Origin of the sequence: Aeoliella straminimaris, assembly GCF_024054565.1 — a bacterium.
In the GTDB taxonomy this organism is placed as follows: domain Bacteria; phylum Planctomycetota; class Planctomycetia; order Pirellulales; family Lacipirellulaceae; genus Aeoliella; species Aeoliella straminimaris.
This window is the reverse complement of the sequence record NZ_JAMXLR010000033.1, coordinates 1-20310: the sequence shown is the minus strand read 5'-3', so window position 1 is coordinate 20310 and position 20310 is coordinate 1. Positions and strand designations below refer to the sequence as shown.

At 56.6% G+C, this 20310-nt stretch carries 12 protein-coding genes; 4 read left to right on the top strand and 8 right to left on the bottom strand.

Annotation, left to right across the window (positions count from 1 at the left end):
- Positions 1 to 4 precede the first annotated feature (4 nt).
- Positions 5 to 1513 (top strand): DUF1254 domain-containing protein, encoded by a 1509-nt coding sequence (locus tag NG895_RS09090; protein WP_252852169.1) that lies wholly within the window; start codon positions 5 to 7, stop codon positions 1511 to 1513.
- Positions 1514 to 2103: 590 nt separating this feature from the next.
- Here the strand turns inward: NG895_RS09090 and NG895_RS09085 are convergent.
- From NG895_RS09085 to NG895_RS09075, 3 genes are all read right to left on the bottom strand, one after another.
- The gene (locus NG895_RS09085; protein WP_252852168.1) at positions 2104 to 4464 is read right to left on the bottom strand and encodes a hypothetical protein; all 2361 of its coding nucleotides are present in this window, start codon (positions 4462 to 4464) and stop codon (positions 2104 to 2106) included.
- Between the two features lie 188 nt (positions 4465 to 4652).
- A complete protein-coding gene (locus NG895_RS09080; protein ID WP_252852167.1) occupies positions 4653 to 8114 on the bottom strand; it encodes a tetratricopeptide repeat protein in 3462 nt (1153 codons plus the stop codon).
- An 88-nt stretch (positions 8115 to 8202) separates the two neighbouring features.
- The gene (locus NG895_RS09075) at positions 8203 to 8784 is read right to left on the bottom strand and encodes an ECF-type sigma factor (protein WP_252852166.1); all 582 of its coding nucleotides are present in this window, start codon (positions 8782 to 8784) and stop codon (positions 8203 to 8205) included.
- Positions 8785 to 9100: 316 nt separating this feature from the next.
- Here NG895_RS09075 and NG895_RS09070 point away from each other — a divergent pair, with 316 nt between their 5' ends.
- The 3 genes from NG895_RS09070 (at position 9101) to NG895_RS09060 (ending at position 11211) form a co-directional block, all read left to right on the top strand.
- Positions 9101 to 10141, top strand: coding sequence for a tyrosine-type recombinase/integrase (locus NG895_RS09070; RefSeq protein WP_252852165.1), 1041 nt, complete (start codon positions 9101 to 9103; stop codon positions 10139 to 10141).
- Positions 10142 to 10355: 214 nt separating this feature from the next.
- The gene (locus NG895_RS09065; RefSeq protein WP_252852164.1) at positions 10356 to 10664 is read left to right on the top strand and encodes a hypothetical protein; all 309 of its coding nucleotides are present in this window, start codon (positions 10356 to 10358) and stop codon (positions 10662 to 10664) included.
- 229 nt (positions 10665 to 10893) lie between these two features.
- Positions 10894 to 11211, top strand: coding sequence for a hypothetical protein (locus NG895_RS09060; RefSeq protein ID WP_252852163.1), 318 nt, complete (start codon positions 10894 to 10896; stop codon positions 11209 to 11211).
- Between the two features lie 103 nt (positions 11212 to 11314).
- Here NG895_RS09060 and NG895_RS09055 read toward each other — a convergent pair whose 3' ends face one another.
- The 5 genes from NG895_RS09055 to NG895_RS09035 form a co-directional block, all read right to left on the bottom strand.
- The gene (locus tag NG895_RS09055; RefSeq protein ID WP_252852162.1) at positions 11315 to 13327 is read right to left on the bottom strand and encodes a T9SS type A sorting domain-containing protein; all 2013 of its coding nucleotides are present in this window, start codon (positions 13325 to 13327) and stop codon (positions 11315 to 11317) included.
- 123 nt (positions 13328 to 13450) lie between these two features.
- A complete protein-coding gene (locus tag NG895_RS09050) occupies positions 13451 to 14338 on the bottom strand; it encodes a DUF1559 domain-containing protein (RefSeq protein WP_261360737.1) in 888 nt (295 codons plus the stop codon).
- Between the two features lie 119 nt (positions 14339 to 14457).
- On the bottom strand, positions 14458 to 14988 hold the full coding sequence (locus NG895_RS09045; RefSeq protein WP_252852160.1) for a hypothetical protein: 531 nt from the start codon (positions 14986 to 14988) through the stop codon (positions 14458 to 14460).
- A 133-nt stretch (positions 14989 to 15121) separates the two neighbouring features.
- On the bottom strand, positions 15122 to 18490 hold the full coding sequence (locus tag NG895_RS09040; RefSeq protein ID WP_252852159.1) for a serine/threonine-protein kinase: 3369 nt from the start codon (positions 18488 to 18490) through the stop codon (positions 15122 to 15124).
- A 92-nt stretch (positions 18491 to 18582) separates the two neighbouring features.
- The gene (locus tag NG895_RS09035; protein WP_252852158.1) at positions 18583 to 19143 is read right to left on the bottom strand and encodes an ECF-type sigma factor; all 561 of its coding nucleotides are present in this window, start codon (positions 19141 to 19143) and stop codon (positions 18583 to 18585) included.
- Positions 19144 to 20310: the final 1167 nt, after the last annotated feature.

The window sequence follows — 20310 nt, the reverse complement described above, 5'->3', positions numbered from 1 at the left end:
AATCATGAAACCGAACATCGTTACTCTAGCACTCATGGGCGCGCTCACCATGGCGACCGCCTACGGTCAGGACGACCCGGCACGCGAAGCCGCGAAGACCAAAGCCGCCTCCATCCCGGACAAGGTCGAGACCGTTGCCGGCGAGCTGGAGTTCTTCGATGGCGTGCCAATCGGCGAGACCAACGACAAAGTCTATGACTACCTGACCCGTTCGCGAGCGCTCGGAGTCTACCTCGACAACGTCGGCGCCGTCGCGATCTACAGCGTCCTCGCCGGCATGGCCGAGCAAGGGGCCGACGCGCCGAATAAGATCGCCATCTGGGAACAGATGATGGATTCCCGGACGCCGGTCATCACGTCCAATACCTCCACGATGTATGCCTATGCGCCCACGGATCTGGCCAACGACGGCCCGACGGTTATCGAAATCCCGCCGGGTATGCTCGGGTTCCTCGACGATGCCTGGCAACGCTTTGTCGGAAACATGGGGGTGACAGGGCCCGACAAGGGCAAGGGCGGAAAATACCTCGTTATTCCTCCCGGCTACGAGGGCGAGATTCCGGACGGGTATTTCGTCATGCGGCCGTCCACAAATCGGAACTTTCTTTTCCTGCGTGGCTCAGTAAAGGACGGGCTGGAAGCAGCCGTCGAGAACTTCAGGTCTGGCCTGAAGGTCTATCCGCTGAAAGATGCCGCAAATCCGGCCCCCACCGAGCTCGTCAATATGTCCGGGAGATCGTTCAGCACGATCTTCCCGAGTACGTTGGAGTACTTCGAAATCCTGAACAATATCGTGCAGTCGGAACCGGTCGAAGCGGTGAGTCCCGAGGTTCGCGGCTACATGGCCAGCATTGGGATCGTCAAAGGACAGCCCTTCAATCCTGACGACAGGATGAAGAAATTGCTGACCGAAGCGGCGACCCTCGGCAATGCCGCCGGGCGTTCCATCACCTACGACCCACGCATCGATGGCGTGAAGATCTATCCCGATTCGAAGAGCCAGTGGGTGACCGCTTACGCGAATCGGAATACGGCATTCGAAGCGGACGGGATCATGAATCTCGATGCGCGGGTGCTGTTTTACTACAACGCCGGTGGTGTTACCCCCGCGATGGCGACAACCCATGTCGGAGCCGGCTCCGACTATGCCTTGGCGTTCCTGGATCAGAACAATCAGCCCTTCGACGGATCCAAGACCTACAGGTTGCATCTGCCGCCCAACGTGCCGGTCAACAACTTCTGGGCCGTCACGCTTTACGACACTCAGACTCGTTGCCAACTTCAGACCAGTCAGCTGTTCCCGACCGTCGGCAGCCTGACCGAAGGCATGGAGAAGAACGCCGACGGCTCCTACGACGTCTATTTCGGACCTGAAGCACCCAAGGGTAAGGAAGGCAACTGGCTCGCTACTTTGCCCGACAAGAGTTGGTTCTGCATTCTGCGCATGTATGGGCCGCTGGAGCCATGGATCAACAAGACGTGGCGACCAGGCGAGATTGAATTGTTGGACTGAGAGCGATTCGATAGCAAGCGGCAGATCTGCATGCATTCACGGATGCGTGCGGTCACTTCGAACCCTTGGCCTACACATCAAGATCGCCGGGCTTGAATCGCATAGCATCAACCGCCTTGTTAAACAGTCTGACCGGATTGAACGGGCGTGACTTTGGTCACTTGGGTTCGCCGTATGCATCTGTAGAGTGCGCGCCTTCCGTGGCTTCAACGTCACTTTGCTAGCTGCCTGCCGAAAACGACACCGTGACATGGATGGCGGCTCTCTCAAGTGTGGCCGTGCATCTCCCTCTTCCCAAAAGTGATTACCTACTAAGGTGGCACACGCTTTACTGAGTATAGGGACTTGCCAACTGACTGAGGTTGCATCACCCGCTAGCTGGAAGGGATTCTCCCAGCGCGCAGCGGTGTAGAATCTCGAAGAAGACCTCTGTACTTAGCTTGGCGAGCTAAGGCGCAGCGGCTGGTCCACCCGACTTCAATTACGAACCTCGCCAACTGACGGCGGTGGCGCGACCGCCGTCAGTTGGGAACGCGTGCCCCGAGGCGACAAATGCATCGCCTGTGGCAAGTGCGTTGTACTGACCAACCTCAGGCCTCACGGCGGGTTCTTCGCAGCAAAAGCCCTAGGCATGTCACGGCCCCTAAAATCGCCGTACTTGGCTCTGGCACCATCACTGCCCGCCACGCCTCGAAGTTGCCGTCGGGGTTGATACCTCTGCCGATGATCACTCTGCCATCGTTGGAGATTGCTTCAGCTCCACCCAAGTCCCAGCCGACCAATTCATCGCCCAGACCGAAGTCGTTGATCAAGACATCGGTTAGGTCACGCATGCCATTCGACGCGTCCCAGATGAACGGGGTGCTGCCGTCGGCCGTCGTGCCCCGCCCGACGATGACTCTACCATCGGCCGAAGCGTCAGAGGCCGCGCTGTTGAAATCGCCGCCCGGCAGGTCGCCCAAGCCTGTCATGCCGTCGCCGAGAGTCCAGCGAAAGGCTTCACTAGAACCGCTTGAGCTGTCGCTTCTGCCAACAACCACCAGTCCATCCGCCGAGATGCTGGTGGCGATGCTGTCCAAGGAGCCACCCGGTAGATAACCGAGACCCACGTTGCCATCCGCCGCGTTCCAGACGAATGCCTCGTCGATTAACGGAAGTGGTCCATTTGGATTGACCAGATTCTTGCCCACCACAACCGCCCCATCTGCAGACACACCATTCGCAACCCCTGAATTGGAAATTGGGGTGAGGACGCCCCCATTCCAGTGATACGCGATGTTGGGTTGGCGTGAGGCGGATCGATAAGATCCGACAATTGTGTTCCCATCTGAATCGATGTCGTTCGCGAACTTGTCAACGGCTCCCGTTGGGAATGGATCAAAGTTTTCGATGCCATCGGCGTCGGTCCACGTAAAGGGAACGATCGAGCCTGTCGTAGGAAAGAGCCGTCCTAATATGATTGCGCCGTCAGTAGTCGCTGAGAAACCAACCGAGCTGTCGTTGCCCGCGGGCACTCCCAAGCCAACTATGCCGGTGCCCTCGGACCAACGAAAAGCCTCTAGGCCACTGGTGGTATCGCTGCTGCCGGTTACTACTTGTCCGTCCGCAGAGAGGCCCAGTGCGGAGCTTTGGAAATCCCCTCCGGCAAGGTCACCCAAGCCCATGAAGCTTTGCGCTGAGGCGGGAGCACATAAGCCGAAGCTAACGAGGAAGAAGGCGACTGAAAGTCTTGCCGCATCGCGTTTACCGAGCGGATTTATCGATCGTGTACAGCTTGTGCGTAGAAGGCCAAGGCCAATCAGAGCGAGCATGCCCAACACCGCAGCACTCGGCTCCGGCACCAGCACCGCCCGCCAGGCTTCGGAATTCCCATCGGGATTGAAGCCGTTGCCGACGATCACTCTGCCGTCGTCAGAGATCGCGGTCGCTTCGGTCAGGTTCCAGCCGGCTAGTTCCGAACCTAAACCAAAGTCGTCGGTCAGCACGTCTACAAGATTCCGCATGCCGCCCGTTTCGTCCCAAATGAAGGGGTCGAATGCCGACGAGAGAAACCCACCCAACACATTGCTTCGCCCCACAACGATGCTGCCGTCGGCTGTCGTGTCGGCCGCTCTGCTGTCGAAGTCACCTCCGGGTAAATCGCCCAGGCCCACCATGCCATCGGCTTCGGTCCAGCGATACGCTTCGTTGTCTCCTGCTGCGTTATCGCTGCTGCCCACCACGACGTTACCATCAGCTGATATTCCGTTAGCACTACTGTTGTTAGTAGCACCCGGCAAGAACCCGAGTCGGGTAATCCCGTCATCGGCAGTCCAGATGAAGGAATCGCGAATAAGTGGATTCGGGAAGTTGAGTATGGCGATGCTTCCTGCGACCACGCGTCCATCGGCCGAAACAGAAGTGCCATTGGTAAAGTCTTCAAGATTCGGGTCTTCGATCGTAGTGAGCGTACTACCGTCCCAATGATACGCTGCGTCTGCGCCCTGAAACCCGCGACGATATGTCCCAACGACAGTTGTTCCGTCCGCCGAGAGATCACCTGCGCCACGGACGTCAGCGTTTGCGGGGAACGGATCGAAGTCCGTAGGTCCACCGCCAGTGGTCCATAGCATAGCGCGGGCGGGATTGGTTGCTGAGAGGTTGGCGCCGTGAAATCCTGCCACGGTGTCGCCATCGTTGCTTACTGCATTCGCCGTGCTGGTGTCGCTGCCGGGCGGCATGCCCAAGTCAACTATGCCCGTACTTTCCGTCCACAGGAAAGCTTCGGTTTCATTATCGGTAATCAGACTGCTCCCAACCACGTATTGTCCGTCGCCTGACAGCCCGGATGCACGACTTGAGTAAGGTCCCCCGGTCAGTTCGCCCAGGCCGATAAAGCTTTGCGCGCTGGCCACGGCACAGAAACTTGCGCAAGCCATCAATGCGGCGGTCGATAATGTTGTCGTTCTCATTAGATTCACCTCTCAGGTGGCCCGCAGTAAAATAATAAAGCCGTCGCCCGACCGCGCGCAGGCCGTGCGCGAGGGTATCCGGCGCCGGCCGGTGAGGTGTGGTTGGCGCCTCGCGCTCACCGGCCGGATTTTTTCTCGTCGCTCTGACTACCGAAGGTAGTCGATATTCAAATCACAGGTTCGCTTCACTAGTCGTCCGATGCTGGTTCTGTTTGATCACGGAGGGCTGCCTCGTACTCGGCCAATCGCTCCACATATTTCACTCGATCGGCGACTCGCGTCGATGGTAAGAGTTCGATTGCCTCGCGCTGGGTGTCGACCGCCGCCACAGTATTGCCTGTTTCGTATTGGGCAAGCGCTAGCGTGTCCAGGTAGTCACAAAGTTCATCGCTCGGTTGTTGGCGAGCTTTGTTGCAGGCGCGCTGAGCGAGCGGCAATGCCCGTTTTGGGTCGCGAAGCTCTCGGTATTGATGCGTCAAGAGTTGCCATGCCAAGTGATTCAGCGTTGCAGGGTTACCGTCGTCGTAAAACCGGCCCACCTGCAAGTCGAGCGCTTCGGCGTAACGCTGCCGCGCCATGTCGTGCAGTTCCAGGTTTTCGTAGGTTTCGGCGATCCAGCGGATGACGTTCTCCGTGAATTCATGTTCTTCCGGCAGCTCAACACGCATCTTTACCAGACAGGGTTCAAGCACGCTCCGCGCTTCCTTGTACTTCTCCGACCGCAGCAATAGAAAGCCAAGATTGGCATTGGTGCCGAGCCGCCATTGGGGCTTGATGTCCGGGTTGCCCTCCATCACCTGGACCAGTTCGCTGTAAATTTCTGCGGCTTCGGCATACTCATCGCGTTGATGGTGCATCCACGCTTTCTGATAGTTGACGGCGATCATTACTGTATTGAGCTGGCGCTCCTTCTGCGTACCGACCTGTTCTTCCTGCAGTTCCTTTACGATTTGATCGACTTGTTCAAGCGCCTCATCGTCCTCGAGCGATTGCCCCAGTACGGCGACAAGCAACCGCTTTGCGGTTGTACGGTCGTCCGTCGATAGTTCAATCGCCTGGCCGCCGGATTCCAATGCTAGTACGCCTTCCAGGATTTGCCGGGCTTTCTCCAGCAACTCTGGATCCTGCGTCGCCTGACCCCAGCTGAAGTAAACCTGCGCCAATCCGAGACGATATCGATACACCATTGGATCTTTGTTGCGCACCAGCTCATCGATCACCTCTTCTTGTAACTCCGCCGCCTGCGAAAAATCGCCGTCCTCACCAAGCATCCCCGCAAGGTTGGACTTAGCGTTGATAACCGGATAGACACTGTGCGGCGTATTGCCGCTTGCGTCGCGAACATCGATGATTTCCCGATACATGCGTTTAGCACGCTTGCGTAACTCCGCGTTACCGGTCCTCTTTGCACGATTGTCGTAGGAGCTCGCCAAGTTGTGTTTAGCCGCAAGGCGCGACGGATGGGATTCGTCCACGATTCTTTCATATTCCGCCAGGACCTCCTTCCGTATGCTTTCCGCCTCTTCCAAGTCACCTAATTTCCCGACGGCAATGGCCAGATTGCCCAGGGTAGACAGCCGATCGGGATCTCCCGCAGCCACGTCAGTCATGCTGTCCAGCGCTTCCTGGTACCGCTGCCTGGCGTCCTCATACCGATGCATGTCGAGGTAGATATTCCCAAGATTGTTGAGGTGGTTCTTAAGCAAACTTCGCTCTTTTCCTTCCTGGACGTGTTCGTTGAGAATATCCAATGCGTCGAGAAACATTTGTTCGGCTTGCTGATACTTGCCCTGGCAATACCAGGTGGTGGCCAAGTCGCCCATAGTGCCCGCGGTAAAGATACTTCGTTCGTCGTGCGTGCGGCTAAGGCGCAGCGCTTCGGAAATGCGTTCTTCCGCTTCGCTGTATCGGGTGAGTTGACGGTAAACGTTGCCAAGTTGGCCAAGTACATTGGCGCGGTCGATGTGATTGGGCTTCAGGCGTCGATAATCCTCCACCGCGGTCTTGAAATGCTCCAGCGCGTCTTCGTCCCGGCCCAGGTCGCTGTAGACGCGGCCAACGATCCAGTGCAGCTCCGCCGCCACCACCTCGTCCTCAATTTCCCCGGCCTCGAGGCGCTCGGCAGTTTCGTCGAGAATCTTGATGAGAACCGTCGGGTCGGCGCCCAGCGTCACCGCGGGCGCTGCACCGTTAAGCATGTCAGAGACAAGTTGCTTTACCTCCTCCGCTCGAGCAAGTTGCCTTTCGGCTCTGTTGGCTTCGGCAACGGCCCTGTTCGCTTCCTTGTCCGCTCGCGCAGCTTCTTCGTTGGCGCGGCGAGCCTCTTCCTCAGCAGCTCGTTCGGCAACAATAGCCCGATCACGTTCAATGTCCGCTTCGATCGCCTGCCAGACGGCCACACTTGCGCCAATCACCAGGGCTGCTGCCACAGCGACCAAAGTTCCGATAACGGGCCTATTCCGCCGGACAAACTTGCGGAAACGATATGCTGCCGACGGCGGGCACGCCTCCACCGCTTCGTTGTTCAGGTAGTGTTCAACGTCTTCGGCGAACTTGCTGGCCGTGTCGTACCGTCGGGTGCGTTCCTTCTCCAGCGCCTTCATCACGATCCAGTCGAGCTCGCCGTGAATAAGCGTGCTGAGCTTCTTCGGCTCGGTCTTGCGATTGGCGGCGATCGTCGGCAGCGACTGGCTGCTGCTCACGCGGGTGCTGGGACGCGGGGGATCTTCTTCGCGAATGATTCGCAATAGCTCGTCGATGGCCGCACTGCGGAGCCGCTGGCGGTCGAAGGGAACTTCGCCCGCCAGCAACTCATAGAGCAGCACCCCCAACGAATAAACGTCAGTCCGGGTGTCGACATCCCACTGGTTCAGCTTGGCCTGCTCGGGGCTCATGTATTCAAATGTCCCCAGCACTTGACCGAACTCGGTGAACATCGTTTTCTCGGTCAGCCGGTGATCGACCGCCTTGGCCACCCCAAAGTCGATCACCTTCGGAACTGCCGTGTCATCGTAGTGAGCTACCAACACGTTCGAGGGCTTGATGTCGCGGTGAATGATGCCCTTTTGGTGCGCATGCTGAATGGCCTGGCAAACAGGAATAAATAGCTCTAATCGTTCGCGGGATGGAATCTTGTGTTCGTCGCAATACTGAATGATTGGAGTGCCCTTCACCAATTCCATCACGAAGTACGGCCGCCCGGTGTCGGTTACGCCGGCATCAAACACCTTGGAGATATTCGGATGGTCCATCATCGCCAGCGCTTGCCGCTCGGCCTCAAAGCGGGCGATCACCTGTCGGGTATCCATGCCGGGCTTGATGATCTTCAGGGCGACTCGTCTCTCAATGGGCTCGGTCTGCTCGGCCATGTAGACCACGCCCATACCCCCTTCGCCGATTTGTTGGAGCAGCTTGTAAAGGCCGATGGTATCGCCAGGGCGCTCGGAGACTGGCTGGTACTCTGTAGCTCCCTCTGGTCCTCCGAAGAATCCACCCGCTTCTCGATGAGCCCGCAAAAGCGCTTCCACTCTATGTCTTACCTGAGAATTGTGGCCACAGGCGTCGTCTAGGAATTGGGACCGCTGCTCATTGGATTCGCAGGCGATGGCTTCGTCAAAAATAGCCTGAATGTCGGGAGTATCGATAGCCACAGCTGAGCTCCTATGTTTCGTGCCTCACTATACAGTGCCCCGTTGACGGCTAGAGTGGGTCAAAGTTCTTCAAGTTTTATGAAAGAAATTATGCGGACCCAGAATCTTCGTCCTGACTCAACGCATCATACAGCCAGGCCCGTGCATAAGCCCAATGGCGCTTCACCGTGCTCGCTGAAATCTCCATGGCAGCTGCTGTCTCGTTCGTGGACAGACCAGCAAAGAAACGTAAGTTTACGACTTTCGCGCAAGCGGGGTTATGCAGTTCGAGTTGTTCGATTGCCTCGTCAATCGTTAGCAATTCGTCACTTGGCGTCTCCATAGCGAATTGAACACTGTCGAGGTCTAGTTTCTTGAGCCCGCCACCCCGTTTAAATCTCGCCCTGTCGCGTGCCTGGTTGATGAGTATACGCCGCATCGCCTGGGCAGCCGCAGCGAAAAAGTGGCCTCGCCCATTCCAATCTTGGCGGTGGTCTGCATCAGGCCCGAGCAGTCGTAGATATGCCTCGTGCACCAAAGCGGTGGCCTGCAAGGTCTGCCCCGGTTTCTCGTGTGTTAGCCTCGCAGCCGCCAGCATGCGGAGTTCGTCGTAGACTAGTGGCAGCAGTTGCTCGGCAGCGGAGGGATCACCCTGCTCAATCTGCGACAAGATTTGAGTGACGTCGGCCATAGAGCCGAGTATAGCATACAGAGAGGCGGACTCAGGCACTCAGTAGTCCGAGCGATTTGCTGCTGAGTTCGCGGCACCGCCGGCAGTTTGCGGTCGCACTAGGGCGCCGCGGATGCATCAGTCTCAGCAAGTTAGCCCACTCTCCAACTCGCACACTTCGCCATTTTCTCGACTACAATGGGGTCATCTGTGCAGCTAGCGTAGGCTGCCTGGTCAAATCACCAGAGCGACAGGAGGTTCAGCAGGACGCCGATCGTGGCCATCGGCTGGTGGAACCTGGGACGGAGGCGTGTGCCGACGGCCGGGAGCCGTCACTATGTCCATCAGCTTTGAGTCCGTCGCCGCCAAGTATCTGGCCGCCAAGAAGCTCTCGTCCGGCACGTGCAAGGAGTACCGGGGCACTGTCACCAAGTGGACCACTTGGGGGAAAGGAGTCGACGTTGACCAGATCGGCAGGGTTCACCTGCGCGACTTTCTAGACTGGGTCCATGAGAAAGCCGCAGCAGACGGTGGGTCGAACGCGGGGCGTACAGCCAACAAGTCCCGCGAGAACCTGAGGGCAATCCTCTCTTGGGCCTGGGAGCAGGACCTCCTGGAGAAACTGCCACGGCTCCCCAAGCCAAAGCCGCAACGCGATGTGGCCGGTCGCCACTATCTGACGAAGGCGGACCTAGACGCCCTCTACTTCGCCACCTACGAGCTGGAGCGGCCGAGGGGTTGGAAGCAACCGCTAACGGTGGGCCACTACTGGCGGGCGGCGCTGGTCGTGTTCTTCAACTACGGCGTCGACACCGGAACGGTGTTCAAGACTGCATCCTTCCACGAGCCTATCCTGTGGAGGCATGTCTGTTGGCGTCCCGAGCCACCGAACGGCCAAGGCAAGGACTCACGCTACGGTTGGCTGTACTACCGTCGGGTGAAGACCAAGAAGCAGTTCTATCGACCGATGAATAGGGTCGTGAAAGTCCACCTCAAGAGTCTCCGACCTGAAACCATCGAGCCTGACCAGCCAGTGTTCCACTGCGGCACCTCGCGCCCAAACGCACAGTTCCAACGGCTTTGCGCCCTGGCCGGGGTTAAACCGAAGCAAGATGTGGAAACGGGCGAGGAGAAGCTCTGGGTTCTAAAAGATCTTCGAAAAACTTGCGCGACGTACTACGACGAGCACATGCCGGAGTCGTCCATCGAGATCCTCGGGCATTCTGTCGGTGGCGTGACGTACCGGCATTACGCCCATCGCGACCCGCTCGCATTCAAGGCGATTATGTCGCTGCCGCAGCCTACGGCGTTCACCGCGCTGATACACGGTTTCGACGGTGAGTGTCCGTGCTGCCGGCGAAGGTTCCGCCAAGCGTAGCATCCGGCCGCGGCGGCGCCTCCCGGCATAGCTGCGGAGGTGTCGCCGCCGATAGTACCTCAGCCGCATGAGTTACTGACACTGGTACAGCCTCAGCCGCAGTGCATGCGGGGAATTGCAGACGATGGGAGTTGTGACAACACGCCTCCGAAGTTAGTACAATCCCGTTTCAACAAATTGTCATCCTACGAAACTAAATTGCGAGGTAATTGCAGTGAACTCCATTGCCGATGCACTTGTTTATGCTGTGGCGTACATCGATTGCCAAGAAATGGAAGTCGAAGAGAGCTTAGAAGATTCTGACGACGCGAGCGAAGCAGCGATGAGTCATATCATGGCCTATCTTTCTCACGCGACACCAGAAGAAGAGGATGCGTTGGCGGCGGCCGCGAAACGTGCTCTCGAAGAGGAGCAGTCTCTTCACTATCCACAGCAAGAGATGATCGACTTCTTCAACAAATGGATGGAATACGTGCTTGGCGGAGATTGGGATGGAAACGAACGAGTATGGGACGACGCGTGAAACGTGAGATAGTAACCTAATGTCTTATCGTTCGGGATTTATTCGCCGAGTCGGGAGTAAAGCGAAAATGGGACACTCGCACTTGCGACGGGTAGTCATTGATCAGACGATGTTCAGCATGGCGTTTGAAAGAGACGTGGACTTTCAAGATGTCTGTCCAATCTCTACTTACCTTGACCTAGAATCGGGGGAGGTCGAATGGGTCTATGAGAACGACGAAGATGCTTAAATGGAGGCAGGCATTTCTCCCGAGGAGAACAGCACCATTCGCGAACGTGTTAACGCCTTTCCCCACCAATACCTTGAGATTCCAGGTCTTGATCACGGTGACCATCACGAGCTTCTGCGGGAATTCCTGGATTCAGATTGGACTGAGAATCTGGAAGACCATTCAAGGGCACGAATCGCCTATTCCGGCTCCATCAGTGGATGGAAGAAGTCAGTTAATGACGACAGGATTGTCCACGCGTTCTACGATTACCGTGAGCGAAAGATCCAGCAGATGGCAGAGGAGTTCTTGCGTGAGCACGGCATCGAACCTGAATAGAAGTGAAGCCCAGGCGCAGCGGTAGACAATCTCGAAGGACTCCTCTGTAGTTCGCAGCTTCTGTTAACTCAAGTCGGGTGGTCCACCCGACCGGAGTTGGACCTCACGCAAACTTGCAGCAGTGTACACTCCTCCGCGAGTTCGCAGGGAGGAACCTACTCGTTAAACAGCGTCTCGCCCCGTGGCATCGATAGGAGATCCCCAAAGCAAACAGTGTAAGCAATATCGAAGTACTTGGCTCCGGGACCGTTGCGATGGACGGCGATGCTGGTGGTGGCAAGGTAGCACCAAAATTGGATTTCCAGGTAGCGTATTGTGCGGTGCCGATGACGCCAGGGGTGGGGTCGTTCAGCAACGTGCCCGAGTTAGCACCCAAATTGTTCCGCCAGACGGTGTAGTCCGCCAGATCGACCGTGCCGTCGTTGTTGTAGTCGCCCGGCAGCGTCACTTCGGCAATGGAAAACCCAAAGAAGGCCGTCGCATCGGCCGGCAAGATCCCCGATATTGCGTGTCCCGTCAAACTCACATTATACCCACCGCCAGAGGTCCCAGAGATTACTGCATAGTCGTCTTCGAAAATCGAATTGAAACCCGCAAGTGCAGCAACGTAATCACCTGGAGGAAGTCCGTTGTAGACATCGATCTCGCTTTGCTCGATGCCGTTCGCGTCGTCGTTGTGCCGGATGACCTTGCCGGTCTCGGAATAGATAGCGATTTCTGTATCAAACTCGGATCCAAATGAATCGATAGTAAACGGCACAAAGGGATCACTCACAACTCCCAGGTGAGCAGTAAGTGTCGGAAGCGCAGGAGGCTGGACGTAACTTAGCTCCAAGAGGGTGTTAGCCCAATTAGCTACAAAAGTCACTCCGTTGAATTCTACGGTTTGAAAGGGCACAAATGACAGATCGGTGGCTCCCGTGATTGGCAAGTCCAGCATTCCCGACCAGTGTAGTGTAACCGGCAGGCCGTCACGTCTAGCAGAATCCGACGTTCCAGGATCGTTATAAACGGTGGTATGCACCCCACCAACTGCGCCATCTGCAATAGCCCAGATGGCTTCTTCCGACCAAGGATCGCCTTGCACGCTCGAAAAGTCGAGCGTTACCGAATACGCATTGTACTTTCCTGCTGGGATCTGCAGTGGCTTCGGAACGGCGTTTGGATCGGTACTGCTCACGTTGAAACTGCCAAGGTTCAACGAGACTTGCGACGCAGCTTGCCTCGCATTGAGATTGAATAGAAGGCAGAGAGAGACTACTGCAAGGGAAGTACGGAATGATCGATGCCGTGATAATTGCCGTAACACGAATGCGAAAGCAATGGCTACGACTAGCACCAACGCCGTTGCGGGTTCGGGAATTATTCTCGCGGTTGAAGTTGGCGTGGTAAAGGTGAGGTCGTCGAATACGGCTGACACCTCTCCACCTAATACAAATCCGCCGCCTTGGCCACTCTCGCGGTACGCATACAAGCCCAGCGTGCCGGTCGGATACTCGCTGTCTGTCCATGTGAGCTGCGGCTCTGCTGGCTCCGTCTCGTCGGCCGACCACACTTTAAACGCCAACTGGTCTCCTATCGCAGACGCTTGCAGGAAAATCTCTTCATCGAGTGGTATTGATTCGCTAGCCAGTACACTATCCACCGCGCCGAGGCCTTCGAGTCTCGCGATTACAATACGTCCCGACAACCGACTTGGTTGCACCTCAAAATTATAGGTATTGAATCCCGTCGCGAGTGCCCCAGTTACCCGCATTGAGATGCCGGCACGCGTGTTTTCACCTTCGATCCGTACTCGCGCACGATAGGTGCCATTGGTGTATGTCGAATCACTAATTCCCGCATCCCACACACCTCCCACAAGCCCCATTTTTTTCGCTGGAATCGGCCTTCTACTCGCCAGCCAGAGTTCGTCCTTCCCATTGATCTCCGTGATCGCTGGCCCCCAGTCTTGCCCGACGGTTGTGTCGAACAGCGTCCACTCCGAGAGATCGCCATCGAAGTCATCGACAAGTATCGTTTCGGCGCTCGCGACTTGTGTGGACCAAAGGAGAAATGGCATTGAGATAGCAACCACGCTTATCCCTCGCCTTAGCTTGTAGATGAGATAGCACATGGCGCGATTCCCTATGTTCGACTATTGGAAACTTGAATAATTCGATGGTGGGTGCGTACAGAACGCAGGATCTGGCGGCGGGCGTCGTACGCGGCATTTAGGGAGAGGATGCGACAAGTCGCGTCAGAAACGCGGAGTCCACTTGGGCTCGCACTCACCACTCGCCCTGTCGCCGGAGACAATCTCTTCACCCTGCGCGGTGAAGAGCGCCAGCATCACCCTCGGGTCGACGCCTTCCGCTTTGAAGTGTACCGACCCGTCACACATCGCCACACAGATACCTCGATGGAAACTGTACATTTCCGTGGTGTTTGCACGATTGATTTCTAGGCCTTGTGAGGGACGCCAAGGAATATTGACCCATGACAGCGGTTGGAATACGCCCCAAAAGGTCACAAAGGCGACGTCAGTATTTGGTTCGCGATTATGCGATCCATGGTGTGGGAGCGTTTCGTAGTAAGTTGGGAGGCCAGCCCGCTCAACAAACATCAGTGTCGTCGAAAGGCCATCTGTGAGTTTTTCCCAACCTTTGTAGTCGGAAATATAGGTGGACCAGCCATAAAAGTTACCGTTCATTCCTCCACCACAAGCAGGATCATAGAAGCGAATCTTTGAGGTGGGTGAGTAGTCACTTCCAAAGTTTTGCACCTGGGGCTGATCGCTGAAATCGACTTGATAGCCAGGAGACGACATCATCGCGCCGACCGTATCGTTGAAATAGGGTTCCGGTTTGTACTCGGTGTCCCGCAATCGATGAGCGGACGGGCACTTTGGGTAGCGGCCCGCACGCACCTCCGTGCTCTCGTAGTACGTCCCTTCTGCGGTTTGCCACTCGGGTGGCATCGTGCCCGGATCGAGCTGACTGAGCGCGATCTGTTTGAGGTTGTTCTTGCATTCGGATAGCCGTGCCGACTCGCGAGCGGCCTGAACGGCAGGCAAGAGCAATGCCACTAGCACTCCGATAATGGCAATAGCCACCAATACTTCGACGAGTGTGAAAGCTTTACGCATCGGTTTGCTCCTCTGCGAATAGGGGGCTTGAAACGTTCAACGAACAACGTCTCTGCTAATTGACAAGTCAATTCTCAAGACTCAATCTCGCTGGACACGCACTAGTTGCGTGCCCCGCATTAAGGACTCACCTGGAAATTGCCCGATTTAACGGGCTGTAAGAAATCTTCCACATCGATTACTCCATTTGAGATTAAGAAGGCTACGGTGTCGCAATCGAGTTCAAATCCAGCCTCAAGACTGTACAGGATCGAGGTCCGTTCGTCGGGCAGCGCCGACAGTCCTTGGCCGTTGTCCCGTATGCCTACTATGGCAGTGGTGCCGATGTAACTGGGATCGGAGTCGAGTACGACTGTGCCTCCGACGAGCGCGGTATTCGAATCCAGCAATAGTATGCAGTCGACTCTCACATGAGAGATGGCGCTTATTTGGCCGTCAATCTTTCTCACCCACTGAATCTCGCCCTTGGCTGTCCCGCCAGCCGATTTTTGCGCACTTATCCCAAAACGACCGGTGATACTTGGGTCATCGGGATCTATCACGACTCCGCCACCGCTCACCTGACCGGCCTTCGAGATTTGGCCGACCAGTAAAGACATCAGTGAGGCGGCCGTAACGATCGCGACGATGGCATAGGGATTTCGCAACATCTTCCTTTCCTCTCGTTTGGCCTGCTGAAAAGTAAAATAACTCGACCGGTCGCGCAGGCTGAGCGCTCGGTCATCTCGCCCCCGATGAGCGTGAAGTCCGACGTTCCGCGTAATGCGGCCGCCAGTCATTCGTTCACTTATGAGTGGTGTCGTCTCCGTTTTTGCCTTCGCTGGCTTCAAGCAGGTAGATCGCACCCGTGCTGTCGCCGATGGCCAACGTCCGCCCATCCGGTGACCAGTCGATTGATAAAATGTTAGGTTCGTTTGGCAGATGGAACACGGCGACATGATCCCCGTGATTAGCGTCCCAGATCCTCAGCGTCCCATCGCCGCTCCCAGTCGCGACACGCGTGCCGTCCGGCGACCAGGCTGTCGAATAAACCGGCCCGCGGTGCCCTTGGAGTTGTACTCGGTACCTGAGCGACTTGGCGTCGAATAGCTGAACGATCCCGTCCCACCGACCGACCACCACCTCGCTACTTGTCGGGTCCCAAGAAACGGAAGTCGGCCTAGCCGTATTATCCAGTACGCGAAGACGATGCTCGCGTGAGTCAAGATCGTAGACGAGAATGCCGAGCCTCCAGCCCCCTATGGAGTGGACTACAGCGAGGTAGCGGTGATCTGGGCTCCATTGCATGCTATGCCCCCAACCAGGATCGAGGTCAATCTCGTCGAGGAGCTTACAGGTGTTTATTTCCCTTATCAGCAGCTTGTCACGAGCGGCGTCTTGGGAGGTGTCCCCAAAAGCTGCGAAGACGCCCCGCTGTGGGTTCAAGGCCAGCAGCACGCCATCGGGCTTAGAGTTGGTCGCCAAAGTGCGTATCTCGTCGAGTTCACGCCGTTTGATGTCGATCGAGTAAAGCTTGCCGCGCGAGTCAGATACGGATAATAGATCGTCGCTGCTCCAGGCAATCCAGTGATTCGCACCGACGGCGTGCTCCATCACGACTCCACCGTAGGGGTCGAAAACCCGAACCACTGGATTGCACTCTTCTGGCATTGATCCCCCGTTGGTTGAAGTGGCCAATAGTCGACCATTGGCACTCCACCGAACATGCAGGCAACCCGTCGTTGATTCAGCTGTTGCATTCAAGGATTGGAGCCCGCCCGCCTCATCGACACGAAGGACTCGCAATCGGCCTCGCGTCTTCGTGGCTAACAAGGAGCCATCGCTGCTGACGCCGAAGATGTTGGTCGGTTCGGAGCCCAGATAGAGAGTGCGTGTCTCGACCCCGCTCGACACGTCCCAGAGCCGAACCGCATGGTCCGCGCCCGCCGAAGCCAGCCTGTTCTCGTCGATCCACGCAACACTCCGCGCGGGGCGGTGCGGAAATCTAGCCACCGGAGCCGATTCCTTCGGGTCAAAGACAGCAACTTCTCGATTCGCCGTGACCACGAAGCAATCTCCGCTGGGGCTCCATGCGATTAAATTCTCACTCCCCAGGTCCAGTTGCTCGAATTCTCTTACAATAGTTTCTGTTTGAATGTCCCAGAGACGCAATGAACCAAACCTTGCAGCGATCGCGACTGTTTTGCCATCAGGGGAAAAGGCAACGCTGCTTACGTTCGGCCAAGTTGCATCGTGCGCCTCGAAAAGCAATTCTGGCTCTTCAATCCTCCATAGTCGGTGATCCCCATTGAAACTGGATACTGCCAGTCGCTCACCCGCTGGTGAGAGATCGAACGCCTCCACATGGCCCACGTCTCTGCCCGCTTCGAAAGCGTTTCGATCAAACAGTCGCTCGCCGGTCTCTACCGATATGACAACAACACGGCCTTGATAGTCGCCAATTGCAAGCCGCTCCCCATCGCGAGACCAACGCAACCCGCAAACCTGCCCCAAGTTCGTCTCAGGCAGCGCAGTAATCTCGCGATTGGGGGTATGGCTATTGACGTTCCACAACTCAACTGATGTCCCCCCGTCTGCAGCCTTCGTGCAAACCGCTATCTGGTGACTGCCCGGTCGCCAAGCGGCCTGTGAGATATACCTGTCCGGAGCTTCGACGAAGGGACGACCCGCCTGCTGGTTCAAGAACCGCCACTCCCAGCCGCGGAAGTCAGACTTGTCGGTCCCCGGCTGAGGTGTGGTCCGTTGGAGCAAAGACTCGAGCGCGCCGTAGTCGTTTTCCTCCCAAGCTGCTGCTGCCTGTTGCATCTGAGTCACGTAAAGCCGGCGCGCTGTCTCCAGCGACATTTGGTCCTTCTCTGCACGTTCGCGAATCGCTGCGGAAATTGCAAAGGCTAGCCCAACCAACAAGACCCCTGCGACCACAGCAGCTGGAACGAGCCGTGCTGCATGTCGCTGCGCATACTTCTTCAATTGATACGACACCGAGGGCGGCCGAGCTGCGATAGGCTGATTCAACAGAAACCGCTCAACGTCGGCGGCCATGTCGCTGGCCGACTGGTAACGCCGGTTGCGGTCCTTTTCGAGCGCCTTCAAAACAACCCAATCAAGGTCGCCGCGAAGACTCGTACGCAGGCAATTTTGGTCGGTTTGCCGGTTGTTGGTGACCGTCGACATAGCCTTGTCGTTGAGGGTGCTAACCAACTCGCTCGGGCGCTTCGGATCTTCTTCGCGAATTATGCGACGCATTTCGTCGAAACCAACTTGCTTCAGTGTATCGCTGTCGAACGGCGTACGGCCAGTGAGCAATTCGTAGAGCAGCACTCCAAGCGAATAGACATCACTACGAATGTCGACATCCACCACTCCTAGCTGCGCCTGTTCGGGGCTCATGTAGAGAGGCGTGCCGATCATCTGCGCGTGTTGCGTGTAGACAGTCTGATTCGCCGGATCATGGCTGATTGCCTTCGCCACGCCAAAATCAATGACTTTGGGAGCCGGTGCGTCATCAATGCTCGAGACAATAATATTTGAGGGTTTCAGATCGCGATGAATCACTCCCTTCTGATGGGCGTGTTGCACCGCTCGGCAAACCAGGGCGAATAGCTTCAGCCGCTCCTCAGTGGAAAGTCGTTGCTCATTGCAGTAGTCCGTGATCGAAAGACCTGGTACCAGTTCCATGACGAAATAGGGTTGACCAGAATCAGTGGCGCCTCCGTCATACACCTTGGCAATGCTGGGATGATCCATCATCGCGAGCGCTTGCCGTTCACTCTCGAAACGGCCCACCACGTCTCTGCTGCCCATGCCAGGCTTAATGATCTTCAGAGCGACCTTGCGTCGCACCGGCTCCATCTGTTCGGCCACATAGACCACCCCCATGCCCCCTTCGCCAATTTGCTCGCGGATTTTGTAAGGGCCGATTTGGGAGCCAATTTCATTCTGGGTCGCAAACTGCTGCATTGTTGCCGCCAGCCCCGGCGGCACTGCATCAAGTGGGCCCGCTTGTTCGTGAGCCTCAAGGTAGCCGTAGATTCGAGACCGTAGCTCTTGGTCCTCGCCACAGGCAGCGTCCAAGTACGCTGACCTCTCCTCCGGCTGCAAGGTTGCAGCGGCCGCGAAAAGTTCGATTTCGTTGGGAGATGAGTCTGACATGGTCACTGATCCTCTACCTACCAATGCGAATTAGGGCTAGAAAGTCCCTCATCGAAAAAGAGAGAAAAGAAAAAACAGTCGGCAACCGCCCGCTACTCGTTGCTGAACAACTCAGCGTGCAATCGAGCTCGCGCGTAAGTCCAGTGCCGTTCGACAGTTGCATGAGATACGCCCAGGCACTCCGCGGTCTGTGAAATGGTCATTCCGCAGAAATACCGCAGTTTTACGACACTCGCCGCCAGCGGATGCGTATCTTCGAGCTTGGCCACAGCCTCATCAATATCCAGAAGACTGGTATTGGGACCCACACCTTCCTGTAAAATCGACGATATGGGTTCGCGCTTCCTATCGCCACCATGCTTTATTGCTTGCTTCTTCCGCGCGGCATCCACGAGGATTCGACGCATGGCTTCAGCAGCTGCAGCGAAAAAGTGTCCGCGCGATTCCCAATGCTGATCCTGATTGCCATCCACCAATCGAATGTACGCATCGTGAACCAGCGCCGTTGCCTGCAAGGTTTGCCCTGGCTTCTCCTGCGCCATCTTGGCGGCGGCCAGATTTCGCAACTCATCGTAGACCAGCGGCAGCAGCTGCTCGGCAGCGCTTTGGTTGCCCTGCTCGATCTGCGACAAGATTTGAGTGACGTCGGCCATGAGGCCGATTATAACCACCTTTTCGGGCCTGGCGTGATGTCCATTGAGAGCCCGGCAATAGGTGTAGGATTACAGGCATTCTTGGTTTGTTTCGCGGACCGGCAATTGACTGAGGTGAGACCGACCGACGCACATTTCGCGATTTTCTTCCTGCTGGCGGGTGCATCATCCTCGCGGACTTAAGATTTGGCCTTAAGCGCAGCGGTCGTTTTCACCGACGGCAGTTCGGGGCCAGGAAAGTGTAGTCAAGTTGGTGACGCTTGTTAGCCCACCAAAGGCCACTATCGGTACCATCATCGGGTCGCCAGTGTTTGACAGGCTTGCTGATTGAGTAATCCTCTAGGTAGAGACGGCGCCTCTGGGGCGGCAAGTCTCTACTGAGCCTCTCGCGCCATCGCAACCGATGTCCGAACCATAGTTGTGATCCCCGCACGTACAGCCTCGGGCAACTCTGTCCACTGATCAACAACGAGGGCTAGATCGGGGGCGATCGGGCCTTGGTCGTTCCCAACTGCTGCGCCCAGAGCTGCGCACTGCTCAGAATCGCCGTATTCCACGGGATTTGTCGAGGTCACTGATTGACTCATAATCAGTAAGCTAAAGGTCGGAGTCCGCCAGGGACTCGTACGATCCTCATAAAACAAGAGGGTAACGCCAGCGTTCAAGGCCCGCGGCGCAGAATTGAGCGCAGTTAACGCAGATTCCGCCCTCATCTGCTTCCCTGCCGGCTGTTATCGAAGCATAGTACAAGCTGCCCGAGGCAGAGCGGGCCGCTTCACGATAGCTTTCAGTGGATGAAGTGCGGACAGAAGGGCCGGCGCCGCAGTCCGTTGTTGTCCCCGGCCCTAGGACAACCGCTGGCTCCATGTGCTAATAGTCCTGTGTCTACCAACTTGGTGGGGGCAATGGATCATTCAACGGACAATCCCGGATTCGTGCAGAGGTCGTCACGACGAATGGCATCTATGAGGAAGCCTTTGTCAAGAGACTTGTGGAATGATTTTGCGGGGGCTCCAAGCATCTATTCGGTATCACGAGCAGGTCGATGTGATCTACTTCGGCACCATTAATCGTATTACGGTCGATCCCATTCACTTAGACGGCTTCAAGAGCCATGCCATTCGCCGGGATTCGGCCTTGGCACCCCACAAGAATCTTAACGCATGG